Origin of the sequence: Sinorhizobium sp. NFACC03 (genome assembly GCF_900103435.1) — a bacterium.
Lineage (GTDB): Bacteria > Pseudomonadota > Alphaproteobacteria > Rhizobiales > Rhizobiaceae > Ensifer.
Map to the genome: position 1 here is coordinate 113,065 of NZ_FMXF01000004.1, position 15,072 is coordinate 128,136.

The following is a 15,072-nucleotide window of genomic DNA, read 5'->3' on the forward strand; positions in this document are numbered from 1 at the left end:
ACCCATTCCAAAGAGTCATGGCCCGGCGAACGCCGCGGTGAGAGAGAGGTTGTAAAATGAAGATCGGAGCGCCTTTGGAGCGCGCGGCAAATGAGGCGCGCGTGGCGCTGACACCTGACAGCGCGGTGCAACTTGCGAAACTTGGCTATAGCAGCATCATCGAAACGGGTGCTGGCGTTGCGGCTGGCTTTTCCGATGATGCCTATCGCGCTGCGGGCGTCGAGGTGGCCCCGTCGGCAGAGGCGCTGTGGGATTCGGCCGATGTGGTCGTCAAGGTACGGCCGCCCGAGCCGAGTGAAGTCGCGCACCTGTCTGCGGACAAGACGCTGATCTCGTTCTTCTATCCCGGCCAGAATGCCGAACTGCTGGAGCTTGCGAAGGCAAAGGGCGCCAACGTCATCGCCATGGACATGGTGCCGCGCATCAGCCGCGCCCAGAAGATGGATGCGCTGTCGTCGATGGCCAATATCGCCGGTTACCGCGCGGTGATCGAGGCCGGCAACAATTTCGGTCGCTTCTTCACCGGCCAGGTGACGGCCGCCGGCAAGGTGCCGCCGGCGAAGGTCCTGGTGATCGGTGCTGGCGTTGCCGGTCTTGCCGCGATCGGTGTCGCCACCTCGCTCGGTGCTCAGACCTATGCCTTCGACGTGCGTCCCGAGGTGGCCGAGCAGATCGAGAGCATGGGGGCCGAGTTCGTCTATCTCGATTTCGCCGATGGTGATGGGGGCGGTCAGCAGGACGGCGCTGCCACCGGCGGCTATGCCGCCCCGTCTTCGCCGGAGTTCCGCGAGAAGCAGCTTACCAAGTTCCGAGAGCTTGCGCCGCAGATCGACATCGTCATCACCACGGCGCTGATCCCCGGCCGCGACGCACCGAAACTCTGGCTTGCCGACATGGTGGCCGCGATGAAGCCGGGATCGGTGGTGGTCGACCTTGCGGCCGAGCGCGGCGGCAACTGCGACCTGACGGTTGCCGATCAGCGGATCGTCTCCGACAACGGTGTCGTCGTCATCGGCTATACCGATTTCCCGAGCCGTATGGCGGCGCAAGCGTCGACACTCTACGCCACCAATATCCGCCATATGCTGACCGACCTGACGCCGGGCAAGGATGGCAAGCTCGTCCACAATATGGAGGACGACGTCATCCGTGGCGCGACCGTCACCTTCGAGGGGGCGATCACCTATCCGCCGCCGCCGCCGAAGATTGCCGCGATCGCGGCGCAGAAGCCGAAGGAGAAAGTGAAGGAGCCGACGCCGGAGGAAAAGCGCGCCATCGAGACCGCAGCCTTCAAGGCCCAGACGAAGAGCCAGCTGGCGCTTCTCGCCGCCGGCACGGCGCTGCTGCTTTTGGTCGGCGCCTTTGCGCCACCGGCCTTCATGAGCCACTTCGTCGTCTTCGTGCTCGCCTGCTTCGTCGGCTTCCAGGTCATCTGGAACGTCTCGCATTCGCTGCACACCCCGCTGATGGCCGTCACCAACGCGGTATCGGGCATCGTCATTCTCGGCGCGCTGCTGCAGATCGGATCGGGCAACTGGCTGGTGGTGTTGCTTGCGGCGCTCTCGGTGCTGATCGCCACGATCAACATCGTCGGCGGCTTCCTCGTCACACGGCGCATGCTCGCCATGTTCCAGAAATCCTGATCGGGCAGGGGTAAACATTATGATGATCGGTATCGTATCGGCCGCCTACATTGCGGCAGCCGTTCTCTTCATCCTCTCGCTCGGCGGGCTTTCGGGCCAGGAAAGCGCCAAGCGCGCCGTCTGGTACGGCATGACCGGCATGGCACTCGCCATTGTCGCCACGGTCTTCGGACCCGATGTCGGCAACTGGTTCATCATCGTCCTGATGATTGCCGGCGGCGCCGTGCTCGGCCACTTCGTCGCCTCGCGCGTCCAGATGACCGAGATGCCCCAGCTTGTTGCCGCCCTCCATTCCTTCGTCGGTCTTGCCGCAGTCTTTATCGGCTTCAACGCCCATATCGAGGCGGCGGATGTCGCCGGCCTCGACGCGGCGGCCCGCTCTGCGCTGACCGGTTTTGCCGCGATCCTTGCTCACAAGGAACCGGTCGAATTGTCGATCATGAAGGTCGAGGTCTTCCTCGGCGTCTTCATCGGCGCCGTCACCTTCACCGGCTCCGTCATTGCCTTCGGCAAACTTGCCGGCAAGGTTGACGGCAAGGCGAAGAAGCTGCCGGGCGGTCATCTGCTCAACGCGGGTGCTGCCCTTCTCTCGCTCGTGCTACTGGTGCTCTACGTCAATGGTGCCGGCACCTGGACGCTGCTTGTCATGACACTTGCCGCCTTCTTCATCGGGTATCACCTGATCATGGGCATCGGCGGCGCCGACATGCCGGTTGTGGTGTCGATGCTGAACAGCTATTCCGGCTGGGCGGCCGCTGCCATCGGCTTCACCCTCGGCAACGATCTTCTGATCGTCACCGGCGCCCTGGTCGGCTCGTCGGGCGCAATCCTCTCCTACATCATGTGCAAGGCGATGAACCGCTCGTTCGTCTCGGTCATCCTCGGCGGTTTCGGGGCAGCCACGGGTCCGGCCATGGAAATCACCGGCGAGCAGATCGCCATTGATGCCGATGGCGTGGCCGCTGCCCTGAACGACGCCGACAGCGTCATCATCGTGCCGGGCTACGGCATGGCGGTGGCGCAGGCGCAGCAGTCGGTCTCCGAGCTCACCCGCAAGCTGCGGGCGGCCGGCAAGAACGTGCGCTTCGCCATCCATCCGGTCGCCGGTCGTCTGCCGGGCCACATGAACGTACTCTTGGCCGAGGCGAAGGTGCCCTACGACATCGTGCTGGAGATGGACGAGATCAACGAGGACTTCCACGAAACGGATGTCGTCATCGTCATCGGCTCCAACGACATCGTCAATCCGGCCGCCCAGGAAGACCCGAACTCGCCGATCGCCGGCATGCCGGTGCTCGAAGTCTGGAAGGCCAAGCAGGTGTTCGTCTCCAAGCGCGGCCAAGGTACCGGTTACTCCGGCATCGAGAACCCGCTGTTCTACAAGGACAACACCCGCATGTTTTACGGCGACGCCAAGAAAAGCATCGACCAGTTGCTGCCGGCGCTGGCGTAACCGTAACTTAAGTCGAGAACCCATCGCCCGCCTTATCCGGGGCGGTGAGTTCTTGCGGGAGGGAAACGCTGTGGCCCACGCCGGTCTTGAGACGACGGCCGTGTCGTTAAGCTACGCTGACGCCCCGGGGGATTGCATACGGCGACTGCAAGAAGCCGCTTTAAAGCGGCGCCGACGGCGATTTTGGATGCACAATAACATCTGAGATAAATATACTCTCCTGGAGCCCTTGTAGCAAAAAGGATGAATGTGTTCGCCACGGAGTGGGTCTGATCTTTGTACAGGTCGGCCGCGGTTTCAGCGGCTCATCATGTGCTGAGGGCTTCGCGGCGAGGGGTCGATCATGAGAAGTGCAACGATTTCGTCGGTGCCGTGTTGTCCCCGAGCGACAAGAGATGAATGGAAGTCTTGCCTAAGCGGACTGTTTCTCAACGCGGACGGGTCAATAAGGGGTTGTCTCCTTACGATATAGTCGTGGCCTCATTACCGAGGTTAACCATGAATTCCTATGCTGTACTGACCACTCGAGGGGTAGGCGAAAGGTCGCGGGCAAGCCTTGCTGGGGCAGGCCTCCTTTTCAACGCAGCAATTCGCAGAGGATGGTCGCGACGTGCTGAAGTGCGGTGTCTTTGGCGCGCCGACGGTGCCAGGCGAGGTGTAAGGGAAAGCCACGTATGGGGAGCGGCGGCTGGAACGAGACGCACCCCGCAAGTTCGGCAAGGACGCGTGAAGGCAAAAGCGCGATCATGTCCGAACCAATGAGCAACTCGGGCACCATCTGGAAATTTGGCACCACCAGGCCGATGCGCCGAGACAGGCCTTGACGCGCTAGTTCGTCGTCGGTGGGCGTCCGTGTATCGCCACGGCCGGACACGAGAATATGCTTATAAGCAATCCAGGACTCCAAACTGAAATTCTCTGCCGCCGGATGTCCGGGGCGCATGGCGACGAGATAGTGCTCGAAGAAGAGTTCCTCACGGTGCAGGTCGTCCTCGGCGGACGGCAGTACGGAGAGAGCGATGTCCGTACTGCCATCCAAGAGTGCGAGACGGGCCATCTCGGCGCCGTGCCAAGGCTGGATGATCAGGTCGATCCCCGGCGCGGAGCGCTGCAATTCCTGCTGTAGTGGGCGCAGTATGAACAGCGCCGGATAGTCGGCGGTCGTAATGCGCACCATTTGACGAATGTGCACCAGCGGCACCTGCAGTGGATCAATCAGATCAGTCACGCTGGCCAGTAGCGAATTAAGCGGTGCTCGCAGGGCCGCGGCCTTCGCTGTCAAGCGCATGGTGCCCCGGCCGCGTTCAAGAAGGTCGTCGCGGAACAGGTACCGGCAGCGTCGCAGCGCTGCCGAAGTGGCGGGCTGCGAAAGGCCCAGCCGTTCGGCCGCCCGGCTGACATGCGCCTCATCCAGAAGGGCGTCAAGGATGACGAGCAAATTGAGATCAAGGGAGCGTAAATTCATAGAACAGATAATAGAGTAGATAAATAAACGATTGGAATAATCTTTGGTGCCACCGCAATCATGGCCTCATTGAAACAGGAGGCAGCCGTGACCAAGACCCTCATCCTTCTCTTCCACCACGACCTGGCGGCTTCAAAGGCCAACATCGCGCTCGCAACGGCAGCTGCCAAATTGCCGGATGTCGAAATAGTGGACATGCAGGCGCTCTATCCAGATGGAGTGAGTATAGACCGGGATGGCGAGCACGAGGCTGCCCGGCTATTGTCTGCCGACCGGATTGTGTTCCAGTTTCCCATTCAATGGTATTCCACGCCGGCGCTCATGAAAGGCTGGCAGGACGCGGTGCTGACACGAATGTTCTACATCGCCTACGAGCAGGAAGGCCGCGCGCTCGAAGGTACGCCGCTGATGATCGCGGCCACTGCCGGCAACGTATCGGACGCCTATCGCACCGGCGGACGCAATATGTTTTCGATGGTTGACCTGTTCGCGCCGCTGCGGGCTACCGCGCATCGCTGTGGTCTTGCCTGGACAGATCCATTTGTTGTCTATGAGGCGGACAAACTCTCCCCGGAAGCTCTCGAAGCCGCCGCCGCTGGTTATGCCGCGATCCTCGAGCGCTGGATCGTGGCAACGACTGCGGCTTGCCAAGAGGCGGCCTGAGACATGGACGAGATCCACGACACGTTGGCTGATCTCGACGCTGGAACGCCTGTATGGTTCACATTCGCGGCGTGCCTCCTACCCGTCGGAATTCTCGGCCAATTTCTGAGCGCTGGCCTGGCGCTTTTCAGCGATATTAGTTTATGGGAGCTGCACGCGATCTTGGGCGGCGGTTTGTCGCTTCCGGTGATCACCCTTCTCATAGGTTCGTTAATCGTTGCGCGATTGCGCGGTTTCGGATGGTGGGCCGGTTTGATGTTCGGTCTGTATGTGGGGCAGGTGATGTTGGCGGCCGGTTCGACGCCACCTTTGCTCTGGCTACATCCATTCAATGGGACGCTCCTCTTCGGAGCAGCTTCGATCTTGCTGTTCAAAGTTGCACGACGTGTTGCGGCTGGAAGAGTCCGAACCCACTAGAGTGTGGAACCTCGAATTGCCGATAGATAAATGCCAGCTGGAGGAGGAATGCGTCACAAGTGCTTTGCGACGCGTTCATTCTTCTTAGAGGCGTTAGATATCCAGAACCACCTTTTTACTTTCTTGAAGCAACTGCTGCACACCACATCGCCGCAGCAGACCTTGGCAACAAACAGCATGGGTGTCTGGAATCTAATCTCGAGTTGGGAAACCACCCGACTGAGCGCTGAAGCCGACGTTCTATACAACGCCGCCCGTTTACCTCTTGGGTAAACGGGCGGTGGATTTTCATTCCCGGCGTCAGGCGGCGTTGAGCTTCTTCTCGCAGCGAAGCAGCATGCCGTAGAGGTCGCGCGGCTCGTCGGGGTCGGCGAGGAGGTCGAGTTCTGTGAACATGCCGTGTTCGGCAATCTGCTCCCGGACATAGCGGAGGGCGGAGAAGTCCTCGACGGCGAACCCGACGCTGTCGAAGAGCGTGATCTGAGCCGGGCTCTTACGGCCTTCCGTCTCACCGGTCATGACTTGCCACAGTTCGATGACGGGATGCTCGGCCGGCAGCTGCTGGATTTCGCCTTCGATGCGCGTCTGCGGTGGGTATTCGACGAAGATGTCCGAGCGCAGCAGAATGTCCCTGCTGAGTTCGGTCTTGCCGGGGCAGTCGCCGCCCACCGCGTTGATGTGGACGCCGGGGCCGACGTGGTTGTCGGAAAGGATTGTTGCGTACTGCTTGTCGGCGGTGACCGTGGTGATGATGTCCGCGCCCTCGACCGCCTCTTCGACCGACGTGCATTCCTCAATGGTGAAGCCGAGGCCTGCAAGGTTGCGCGCGCATTTCCGGGTGGCGGAGGCGTCGAGATCGTAGAGGCGAAGCTTGTCAATGCCGAGCAGCGACTTGAAGGCGCGGGCCTGGAATTCGCTCTGTGCGCCGTTACCAATGATGGCCATAGTGCGGGCGTTCGGCCGAGCCAGATATTTCGCCGCGACCGCCGAGGTCGCGGCGGTGCGTAGCGCGGTGAGGATCGTCATCTCGGTGAGTAGCATCGGATAGCCGTTGCCGACATCCGAGAGCACACCAAAAGCCGTCACGGTCTGGCGGCCGTCGCGCGTGTTCTTCGGATGACCGTTGACATATTTGAAGCCGTAGAGCGTTCCGTCGCTGGTCGGCATCAACTCGATAACGCCTTCCTGCGAATGGGATGCAACGCGCGGGGTCTTGTCGAAGACCGGCCAGCGGCGGAAGTCCTCCTCGATCGTGGCCGCCAGTTCTGTCAGGAACCGGTCGATGCCGACCTTCAGAACCAGTTTCATCATGTGGTCGACGCTTACGAACGGAACCACGTTCAGTTTCGGATCAGTATTCATTTTTCCTCCAACCAAAGAACAATCGAAATCAGCCAGTAACAGTGGGGCGATCCATCACACGCTTGCCCATCAGGCTGGCGACGAGATCGACGAGCAGCCGTGCGGTCTTGCCGCGCTCGTCGAGGAACGGATTGAGCTCGACGATGTCGAGGCTGGTCACCAGGCCGCTGTCATGCAGCATCTCCATGATCAGGTGCGCCTCGCGAAAGGTTGCTCCTCCCGGTACCGTGGTGCCAACGGCCGGCGCGATGTCCGGCTCGAGGAAGTCGACATCGAAGCTGACATGCAGGAGGCCGTTTGCGGCCCGGACTCGCTCGATGAAACTGCGGACGAGGACGGCCACGCCATGCTCATCTATGACGCGCATGTCGTGTACCGTGATGCCGGTCGTGCGAATGGCGGCCTTTTCGGCGGTGTCAACGCTGCGTATACCGATCATGCAGACGTTTTCTGCGGCAACGGGATGGGCCAGCGCAGGGAAAAAGCCATCGAAACCGGTCTGGCCGGTATAGTACGCGACCGGCGTGCCGTGCAGGTTGCCGCTCACCGTCGTTTCGAGAGTATGGAAGTCGGTATGGGCGTCCAGCCAGAGCACGAACAGCGGCCGCCCGAGTTCGGCGGCTCGGCGTGCGAGACCCGGAACAGTGCCCGCGGAGATCGCGTGGTCGCCGCCGAGAAAGATAGGCATGCCTGCCTTGCTGTGTTCGTAGGCAGCAGCCGACAGCGCTTCGACCCAGGCGACCGTTTCGCCGAGGTGATGAACGGCCTTGTTCGGATGCGGCATCTCATCGAACGCACGTGGGCTGAGATTGCCATTGTCCTTGACCGTATGGCCCAGTTCTTCCAGTGCCGTGCGAAGGCCAGCGATGCGCAGGGCGCTCGGCCCCATCTCGCAGCCAAGCTGCCCTGCCCCGATTTGCAGGGGCGCGCCGATGAGCGTGCAGTCCATAGTGTACTCCCGTTTGTTTTTATGACTTTAGAAGCCCTCGATGGCGGATTGAACATTGAATTTTGGCATATCGAGATGCTAGCTTGACCAGATTGATAAGAGCGGATTCCAAATTGGTATGGACACTCTCGACCAGAAGATCGTGATGCTGTTGCGCGGCAATGGGCGTCGAAGCGTCTCGGATCTCGCGCTGGAAACCGGTGCGTCGCGTGCGACCGTGCGCGCGCGCATCGAAAGGATGGAGCAGGACGGTACCATCCTCGGCTACACGGTGATGCTTCGCGCTGATGCCCTTGAAGATGTCGTTCGTGGGGTGATGATGATTGAGATCGAAGGCCATGTGACCGACCGGGTGATCCGCACGCTCGGCGGTTTTCCTGAAATCTCGCAGATTCACACGACGAATGGCCGGTGGGATCTGCTGGTGGAACTTAGCGCATCGAGCCTTGCCAACTTCGATGCCGTGCTGCGCAAGATCCGCCTCGTGCCCGGCATTATGGGTAGCGAAACGAGCCTTCTTTTGTCCACGCCGCGGTCGACGAGGGCGAAGCTCTAACTGAGCTAGCGTCGAGTTAGGAGGCACTCACTTCGACAGGGTGTCGGCGAGGCTGGCGACGGCATGCTTCGAGATCTCTGCTGATCAACGGGCCGCCGATGGCGAGCGGCTTCGGGTCGGGATACGTTTCCTGCTTCCTGAATTCCGTGCCGACGACACGGACCGCATCGCTCGCCGTCAATTCATCGAGTAGCGATTGCATGTTGAGATTGCCGGTCATGATAAAGGCATGGCCGGTCCCTCAAGACAACGCGCCCGTTGGCGCCGGGCCTCGGCCGACAAATGATCGGCCGTGGCAACGATGACATCGCGTGGGATTTCGACATGGGCCGGGCACGGGCCGCGGAAAGACGCGATGGGTGAGTTTCGTTCAGTGCAGGATCTGGCTGAGGAAGAGCTTGGTGCGCTCGTGCTGCGGATTGTCGAAGAATTCGGCCGGCGAGTTCTGCTCTACGATCTGGCCCTGGTCCATGAAGATCACCCGGTTGGCGACCTGGCGGGCGAAGCCCATTTCGTGCGTCACGCAGAGCATGGTCATGCCTTCTTCGGCAAGCGACACCATGGTGTCGAGCACTTCCTTGACCATTTCCGGATCGAGCGCCGAGGTCGGCTCATCGAACAGCAGGATCTTCGGCTTCATGCACAGCGAGCGGGCAATCGCCACGCGCTGCTGCTGGCCGCCGGAAAGCTGGCCCGGATACTTGTTCGCCTGTTCCGGGATCTTAGCGGGCGTGAGGAAGTGCATCGCGACTTCTTCGGCCTGCTTCTTCGGCATCTTGCGCACCCAGGTCGGCGCAAGCGTGCAGTTTTCGAGGATCGTCAGGTGCGGGAACAGGTTGAAGTGCTGGAACACCATGCCGACTTCGCGGCGCACGTCCGATCTTCTTGAGATCGTTGGTGAGCTCGATGCCGTCGACGACGATCTTGCCCTTCTGATGCTCTTCCAGCCGGTTGATGCAGCGGATCATCGTCGACTTGCCGGAGCCCGACGGGCCGGCGATGACGATGCGCTCGCCCTGCTGAACATCAAGATCGATGTCCTTCAAGACATGGAAAGCTCCGTACCACTTGTTCATACCGGCAATTTTGACTGCTGATTTCGACATTGTCTCTCCTCCATAGGTGTGCATTGGCTGCGCCGCGCGGAAAATGCTCTCCGCTTGCGGTTCTCACGAACTGCCGATTTTGGTGCGTTATCGGCCTGGGATGGCGAACCTTGTTTCGAGCCCCTTGAAAGCACGCCCGAAGGCGGCGCCTATCAGTAGAAAGATGACACCCGCCATCAGGAACGTCTCGAATGGTCCAAGCCGTGTGGTTCTGTTCCATCCCGCAACAGCGTTCACTCCGGTTTTAGGAGCTGCTGAATTCTCCTGACATCGCGGCTTGCTTAGCGCCTGCGGACTTGCCGAACGGCAGACCTCCAAGAAGAGAGGCCTCGGCCAGCGGAACGTCGAGGTAGCGCCGGTGGCTTGGAAGATCGACATTGATTACGTTTCCGAGTCCGCCTTGACCTTTTCGAGAGCGCGCGTGGGCAAACGCTTTCCAACTGTTGGCGACGGCTGGGAGCATGCTCATCCGGATGATGCGATTCAGCTCGCCCACCAGCCACGGCATCGACGGCACTCCCCAGGTCGACTGAACCAAGTTTGGCGGCGATGTGTCGACGGCGATAACTGTTAGCTCTGATCACTTAAAGCCCAACTCGGCATGCACGGCGCGGCAGGCGTAGGGCGTCCTTCCGAAGCGGCCAAGTGGCTGGTAATCCACGGCGAGCAATGGCACTGATTTGCTGGAGAATAGGATGGGGCCATTTCTGGCTGCGTTTGTGGCCATACTCCTTGCCGTCGGCCAAACATCGGTGCTTTGGACAACTTTCATCATGGTCGGCAATCCTTCAGTCGTGAACTGAGACTTTAGGTAGACCGCTGTTTGTTCATGCGGTAGATATTCAATATGGATATGATTATGCCGAAAAATGGATAAATCGGATGTGACGCTGGAACGCATGCGGAGCTTCGTACGGGTCGCCGAGCGCGGCAGCCTGTCGGCCGTCGCGCGCGAACTCGGCATCGGCCAGTCGAGCGTTACGCGGCATCTGCGGGAGCTGGAGGAAGCCGTCGGCGTGCCGCTGCTCAGCCGCACCACCCGGCGCGTCACGTTGACCGACGAAGGCAGTCGTTACTATGCCAACAGCATCCAGATCCTACGCCTGGTCGACCAGGCAGGCGACGAGGCGCGCAGCACCCGCGGCGCCTCGGCCGGGATCATCCGGGTGTCCTGCACCGCCGCCTTCGGTGTCCTGCACGCAACCCGCCTGATCTTCGCCTTTCAGGATCGTTATCCTGATATCGAGGTCGATCTCAGCCTGACCGATGAGCGCATCGACCTGGTGCGGGAAGGGGTCGATCTCGCGCTGCGTCTCGGGCCGCTCACTGACAGCTCGATGAAGCTCCGGGTGCTTGGCGAAAGCCGTCGGTTGTTCGTCGCTGCCCCCTCCTACCTGGAGGTGCGTGGGCGCCCAAACACCCCACGCGACCTCACAGCCCATGAGGGAATCCGCATGTCGAACGTCGCAGGCAGTGACTTGATCTCGCTGGAAGGAGCAGACGGCCGCAGCCACGCGGTACCCTTTGGCGGGCGTTTCCTCGTCGACCACGGGCTTGCCGCCCGCGAGGCGCTTGTCGCCGGGCGCGGCATCGCACCGACACACCAATGGCTCGTCGACGATCTTCTGGCGAGTGGTCGGCTCGTGCCGATCCTGCCGGGCTACAGGTTGTCTTCGGTTCCGCTCAGCCTGCTGATCGTGCCCGAGCGCGCAGGCATCGCCCGGGTCCGCCTGCTGGTCGACTTTCTCGTCGAGCAGGTCAGCGGTATTGCCGGTATTGAGAAGACGAGAGGCTAGACGCTACTCCAGCGCCTTGCCGATCAAGCGCTGACAACGCTCGGCCATGTAGTCGATCATCAGCCTGACTTTCGGATCCTGGAAGCGCTTGTGTGGATAGATCGCCGCCAGCTGCACGCTGAGCGGCGGCGTGTCGACCAGAATCGGCACGAGCGCGCCGGAATTGATGTGGCTTTTCACCTCGAAGAGCGGCTTGTTGATGATGCCGCGGCCGTCGAGCGCCCATTGGGTGAGCACGTCGCCGTCGTCCGAATCGTAAGGGCCGGTCACCTCGAGTTTGCGCATGCCTTCCATGGTCTGGAGCGTCCAGAAATACTCCTTCGAACCGGGGTAGCGCAGCAGCAGACAGTCGTGTTTGTCGGCGATCAACGCGTCAGGGGTTTGGGGCACGCCGCGCTTCTCGAAATAGTCGGGCGACCCGCAGACCACGCGCTCGCAGTTCATGATGCCACGCATGCGCAGGTTCGAATCTTCAAGGATGCCGAGCTTGAAGGCGACGTCGACACCTTCGGAGAGGATGTCGACATTGTGGTCCGACAGACGAAGCCGCACCTCGATGTCGGGATACTTGTCATGGAATTCGGGAATGCCCGACGCAATCAGGCGCCGACCTATCCCCAAGGGAGCGGTAATCTTCAGCGCGCCCTTCGGATTTCGCGATAGATCGGCGATCGCATTTTCGGCCTCGTTGACCGCTTCGAGGATCTTCACCGCGCCGTCGTAAAAGACGCGACCGTGCTCCGTCGGGGTCAGCTTGCGCGTCGTCCGATTGAACAGGCGAACGCCCATATGGCGTTCCAACTCTTTGATTCTATTGCTGGCAACTGCCGGCGTCACGCGCTGGTCGCGACCGGCCGCCGACAGGGTTCCAAGCTCTACGACGCGCACGAAGACGCGCACATTGTCCAGATAAGACATGCCTCCGTCCCACTCCTCCGGCTTCTCTCTAGCCTATCCATTGCGTCGCTATTTTATAGATTTTTTTGAAAGTGTTGGTGAAGCAGCGACGTTCCCGCGACCTCCAGCAATGACACATAATGGCCCGAGGAGAAATGGGAGAATTGCATGTACGAGTATGCCATAGCCTGGGATTGGCTCACCTTTGCCATGAGATGGCTGCACGTCATCACGGGTATCGCGTGGATCGGTTCGTCATTTTATTTCGTTGCGCTTGACCTTGGCCTGAAGAAGCGACCGGACCTTCCGGTCGGTGCCTATGGCGAAGAGTGGCAGGTGCACGGTGGCGGCTTTTACCACATTCAGAAGTATCTGGTGGCGCCGGCCAACATGCCGGAGCACCTGATCTGGTTCAAATGGGAATCCTACGTCACCTGGCTTTCCGGTTTCGGCATGCTGTGCATGGTCTACTATGCCGGTGCCGACCTCTACCTGATCGATCCGAATGTGCTCGACGTTTCGAAGCCGGTGGCGATCGCCATCTCGCTGGGCTCGATCGCCTTCGGCTGGCTCGCCTATGACACGATCTGCAAGTCGCCCTTCGGCCGCGACAACACCAGGCTGATGGTGCTTCTGTACTTCATCCTTGTCGGCATGGCCTGGGGTTACACGCAGCTCTTCACCGGCCGCGCCGCCTTCCTGCATCTCGGCGCCTTCACCGCGACGATCATGTCGGCCAACGTGTTCTTCATCATCATTCCGAACCAGAAGGTTGTCGTCGGCGATCTGATCGCCGGTCGCACGCCGGATCCGAAGTACGGCGTGATCGCCAAGCAGCGCTCGACCCACAACAACTACCTGACGCTGCCGGTTCTGTTCCTGATGCTGTCGAACCACTACCCGCTGGCGTTCGGCACCCAGTTCAACTGGATCATCGCCTCGCTGGTCTTCCTGATGGGCGTGACCATTCGGCACTATTTCAACACCCGCCACGCCGACAAGGGCAACCCGACCTGGACCTGGCTCATCACCGCGCTGCTCTTCGTCGCGATCATGTGGCTGTCGACCGTGCCGAAGATCCTTGCCGGCGGCGAGGAGGAAAAGATCTCCGCCGCGCAGCAGCCCTTCGTGACGGCGGAAGCCTTTCCGAAGGTGCGCGACACGGTGCTTGGCCGCTGTTCCATGTGCCATGCCAAGGAGCCGGGCTGGGAAGGCTTGGTCGTGCCGCCGAAGGGCGTGACGCTCGAGACCGACACCGACATCGCCAATCACGCGCGTGAAATCTACCTGCAGGCCGGCCGTTCGCATGCAATGCCGCCCGCCAACGTCACCGGCGTATCGGACGAGGAGCGGCAACTGCTCGTCGCCTGGTACGAATCCGTGGTGAATGGAGGAAAGACCCAATGACCGATTTGCTGATCCGCGGCCGCGTCCTGACCTTTGTCGACCAGCCCAAGGGCATCGACGATACCGCCTCCTATCGCTATTTCGAAGACGGCGCCGTGCTGGTGCGGGGCGGCAAGGTTGCGGATATCGGCGATCATGCCGAAGTCGCCCGCCGCGCCGGCGCCGGCGTCAAGGTCGCGGACCACCGCCCCAATCTGGTGCTGCCAGGCCTAATCGACACGCACCTGCACTTCCCGCAGACGCAGGCGATCGCCTCCTATGGTGCTCAGCTTCTTGAATGGCTGAACACCTACATCTTTGTCGAGGAACAGAAGTTCCGGAAGCCTGAGCATGCCGGCTACATCGCCGGCCGGTTCATGGACGAACTCCTGTCCAACGGCACGACGACGGCCGTCGCCTATTGCTCGGTGCATCCCGAAAGCGTCGACGCCTATTTCAGCGCGGCGGAAGCCCGTGGCATGCTGATGATCGGCGGCAAGGTGATGATGGACCGCAATGCGCCCGACGCGCTGCGCGACACGCCGCAACTGGGTTATGACGAGACCAAGGCGCTGATTGCCAAGTGGCACGGCCGCGGCCGGGTGCATTACGCCATCAGCCCGCGCTTTGCCATCACCTCGACGCCGGAGCAGATGGAGGCGAGCCGCACGCTCGTCGCCGAGCACCCTGAGTGCTACGTCCAGACGCATCTTTCCGAGAACAAGGATGAGATCGCTTTCGCGACCTCGCTCTATCCGGAGGCCAAGGACTACACCGATATCTACGCGCGCTACGACCTTCTGACACGCAAGACCTTGCTCGGCCACTGCATTTATTTGAGCGATCGCGAGATCTCGGTTCTCGCCGAGACAGGCGCGGTCGGCACCTTCTGCCCGACCTCGAACCTGTTCCTCGGCTCCGGTCTCTTTGACAGGGATCGCTTCGACAAGCTCGGCGCGCGCTGGTCGGTCGCGACCGACGTCGGTGCTGGTACCAGCTTCTCGATGCTGGAGACGATGGACGAGGCCTATAAGGTGTTGCACCTGCAGGGCCAGCGGCTGACGCCGTTCAACTCCTTCTACCGCATGACGCTCGGCAACGCCCGGGCGCTGGACCTCGACGACCGCATCGGCTCGCTGCATGTCGGCGCCGATGCCGATATCGTGGTGCTGGACAGTCGCGCAAAGCCGTCGATGGAGCTGCGCATGCGGGTCGCCGGTTCGCTGGCGGAAGAGCTCTTCATCCTGCAGACAATGGGCGACGACCGGTCGGTGGCCGAAACCTATGTCGGCGGCAAGCCGATGAAGGGTGTTGCGACCGCGGCCAAGGATACCGCGAACGCGGTGACTAGAAACTTCGAGACCGCATAGGGGCTTACG

General features: G+C 61.1%; 14 protein-coding genes and 1 pseudogene. 8 read left to right on the plus strand and 7 right to left on the minus strand.

The window, feature by feature from the left end; all coding sequences use genetic code 11:
* Nucleotides 1–56: 56 nt before the first annotated feature.
* Complete coding sequence (locus tag BLU35_RS08910; RefSeq protein ID WP_093232826.1) at nt 57–1,643, plus strand: Re/Si-specific NAD(P)(+) transhydrogenase subunit alpha; 1,587 nt, start codon at nt 57–59, stop codon at nt 1,641–1,643.
* A 19-nt stretch (nt 1,644–1,662) separates the two neighbouring features.
* Nucleotides 1,663–3,096 carry an NAD(P)(+) transhydrogenase (Re/Si-specific) subunit beta gene (locus BLU35_RS08915; protein ID WP_093232827.1) on the plus strand — a complete coding sequence of 478 codons (1,434 nt, stop codon included), beginning with the start codon at nt 1,663–1,665 and terminating at the stop codon, nt 3,094–3,096.
* Between the two features lie 577 nt (nt 3,097–3,673).
* Here BLU35_RS08915 and BLU35_RS08920 read toward each other — a convergent pair.
* Complete coding sequence (locus BLU35_RS08920) at nt 3,674–4,561, minus strand: LysR family transcriptional regulator (protein ID WP_093232828.1); 888 nt, start codon at nt 4,559–4,561, stop codon at nt 3,674–3,676.
* An 87-nt stretch (nt 4,562–4,648) separates the two neighbouring features.
* On the opposite strand from BLU35_RS08920, the gene BLU35_RS08925 reads away from it, so the two are divergent.
* Nucleotides 4,649–5,224 carry an NAD(P)H-dependent oxidoreductase gene (locus BLU35_RS08925; RefSeq protein WP_353615023.1) on the plus strand — a complete coding sequence of 192 codons (576 nt, stop codon included), beginning with the start codon at nt 4,649–4,651 and terminating at the stop codon, nt 5,222–5,224.
* A gap of 3 nt (nt 5,225–5,227) precedes the next feature.
* The gene (locus BLU35_RS08930) at nt 5,228–5,641 is read left to right on the plus strand and encodes a DUF6220 domain-containing protein (protein ID WP_093232830.1); all 414 of its coding nucleotides are present in this window, start codon (nt 5,228–5,230) and stop codon (nt 5,639–5,641) included.
* A gap of 300 nt (nt 5,642–5,941) precedes the next feature.
* Here BLU35_RS08930 and ocd read toward each other — a convergent pair whose 3' ends face one another.
* Nucleotides 5,942–7,003 (minus strand): ornithine cyclodeaminase, encoded by a 1,062-nt coding sequence (ocd, locus tag BLU35_RS08940; protein WP_093232832.1) that lies wholly within the window; start codon nt 7,001–7,003, stop codon nt 5,942–5,944.
* Nucleotides 7,004–7,031: 28 nt separating this feature from the next.
* On the minus strand, nt 7,032–7,952 hold the full coding sequence (gene rocF / locus BLU35_RS08945; RefSeq protein ID WP_093232833.1) for an arginase: 921 nt from the start codon (nt 7,950–7,952) through the stop codon (nt 7,032–7,034).
* 118 nt (nt 7,953–8,070) lie between these two features.
* Here rocF and BLU35_RS08950 point away from each other — a divergent pair, with 118 nt between their 5' ends.
* Nucleotides 8,071–8,508, plus strand: a complete 438-nt coding sequence (locus BLU35_RS08950; protein ID WP_093232834.1) for an Lrp/AsnC family transcriptional regulator — start codon at nt 8,071–8,073, stop codon at nt 8,506–8,508.
* Between the two features lie 16 nt (nt 8,509–8,524).
* Here BLU35_RS08950 and BLU35_RS08955 read toward each other — a convergent pair whose 3' ends face one another.
* The 3 genes and pseudogenes from BLU35_RS08955 to BLU35_RS08965 form a co-directional block, all read right to left on the minus strand.
* Entirely contained in the window at nt 8,525–8,728 is a 204-nt protein-coding gene (locus BLU35_RS08955; RefSeq protein WP_093232835.1) for a hypothetical protein, read from the minus strand.
* Nucleotides 8,729–8,878: 150 nt separating this feature from the next.
* A pseudogene (locus BLU35_RS08960) lies at nt 8,879–9,638 on the minus strand (amino acid ABC transporter ATP-binding protein).
* A 220-nt stretch (nt 9,639–9,858) separates the two neighbouring features.
* Nucleotides 9,859–10,122, minus strand: coding sequence for a hypothetical protein (locus BLU35_RS08965; RefSeq protein ID WP_093232836.1), 264 nt, complete (start codon nt 10,120–10,122; stop codon nt 9,859–9,861).
* Nucleotides 10,123–10,483: 361 nt separating this feature from the next.
* On the opposite strand from BLU35_RS08965, the gene BLU35_RS08970 reads away from it, so the two are divergent.
* Nucleotides 10,484–11,410 (plus strand): LysR family transcriptional regulator, encoded by a 927-nt coding sequence (locus BLU35_RS08970; RefSeq protein ID WP_058325989.1) that lies wholly within the window; start codon nt 10,484–10,486, stop codon nt 11,408–11,410.
* A 3-nt stretch (nt 11,411–11,413) separates the two neighbouring features.
* Here the strand turns inward: BLU35_RS08970 and BLU35_RS08975 are convergent, their stop codons facing one another.
* Complete coding sequence (locus tag BLU35_RS08975; protein WP_057249217.1) at nt 11,414–12,328, minus strand: LysR family transcriptional regulator; 915 nt, start codon at nt 12,326–12,328, stop codon at nt 11,414–11,416.
* Between the two features lie 147 nt (nt 12,329–12,475).
* On the opposite strand from BLU35_RS08975, the gene BLU35_RS08980 reads away from it, so the two are divergent.
* Together BLU35_RS08980 and guaD are read left to right on the plus strand one after the other, a co-directional pair.
* Nucleotides 12,476–13,714 carry a urate hydroxylase PuuD gene (locus tag BLU35_RS08980; protein ID WP_093232837.1) on the plus strand — a complete coding sequence of 413 codons (1,239 nt, stop codon included), beginning with the start codon at nt 12,476–12,478 and terminating at the stop codon, nt 13,712–13,714.
* Nucleotides 13,711–15,063 (plus strand): guanine deaminase, encoded by a 1,353-nt coding sequence (gene guaD / locus BLU35_RS08985; RefSeq protein ID WP_093232838.1) that lies wholly within the window; start codon nt 13,711–13,713, stop codon nt 15,061–15,063. The genes BLU35_RS08980 and guaD overlap by 4 nt, the downstream gene beginning before the upstream one ends.
* The last annotated feature ends 9 nt before the right edge of the window (nt 15,064–15,072 follow it).

Bases quoted from the DNA above. Each gene is read 5' to 3' on its own strand.
- BLU35_RS08910 (WP_093232826.1), top strand. From the start codon at position 57: ATGAAGATCGGAGCGCCTTTGGAGCGCGCGGCAAATGAGGCGCGCGTG.
- BLU35_RS08915 (WP_093232827.1), top strand. From the start codon at position 1,663: ATGATGATCGGTATCGTATCGGCCGCCTACATTGCGGCAGCCGTTCTC.
- BLU35_RS08920 (WP_093232828.1), bottom strand. From the start codon at position 4,561: ATGAATTTACGCTCCCTTGATCTCAATTTGCTCGTCATCCTTGACGCC.
- BLU35_RS08930 (WP_093232830.1), top strand. From the start codon at position 5,228: ATGGACGAGATCCACGACACGTTGGCTGATCTCGACGCTGGAACGCCT.
- ocd (WP_093232832.1), bottom strand. From the start codon at position 7,003: ATGAATACTGATCCGAAACTGAACGTGGTTCCGTTCGTAAGCGTCGAC.
- rocF (WP_093232833.1), bottom strand. From the start codon at position 7,952: ATGGACTGCACGCTCATCGGCGCGCCCCTGCAAATCGGGGCAGGGCAG.
- BLU35_RS08950 (WP_093232834.1), top strand. From the start codon at position 8,071: ATGGACACTCTCGACCAGAAGATCGTGATGCTGTTGCGCGGCAATGGG.
- BLU35_RS08955 (WP_093232835.1), bottom strand. From the start codon at position 8,728: ATGACCGGCAATCTCAACATGCAATCGCTACTCGATGAATTGACGGCG.
- BLU35_RS08965 (WP_093232836.1), bottom strand. From the start codon at position 10,122: ATGCCGTGGCTGGTGGGCGAGCTGAATCGCATCATCCGGATGAGCATG.
- BLU35_RS08970 (WP_058325989.1), top strand. From the start codon at position 10,484: ATGGATAAATCGGATGTGACGCTGGAACGCATGCGGAGCTTCGTACGG.
- BLU35_RS08975 (WP_057249217.1), bottom strand. From the start codon at position 12,328: ATGTCTTATCTGGACAATGTGCGCGTCTTCGTGCGCGTCGTAGAGCTT.
- BLU35_RS08980 (WP_093232837.1), top strand. From the start codon at position 12,476: ATGTACGAGTATGCCATAGCCTGGGATTGGCTCACCTTTGCCATGAGA.
- guaD (WP_093232838.1), top strand. From the start codon at position 13,711: ATGACCGATTTGCTGATCCGCGGCCGCGTCCTGACCTTTGTCGACCAG.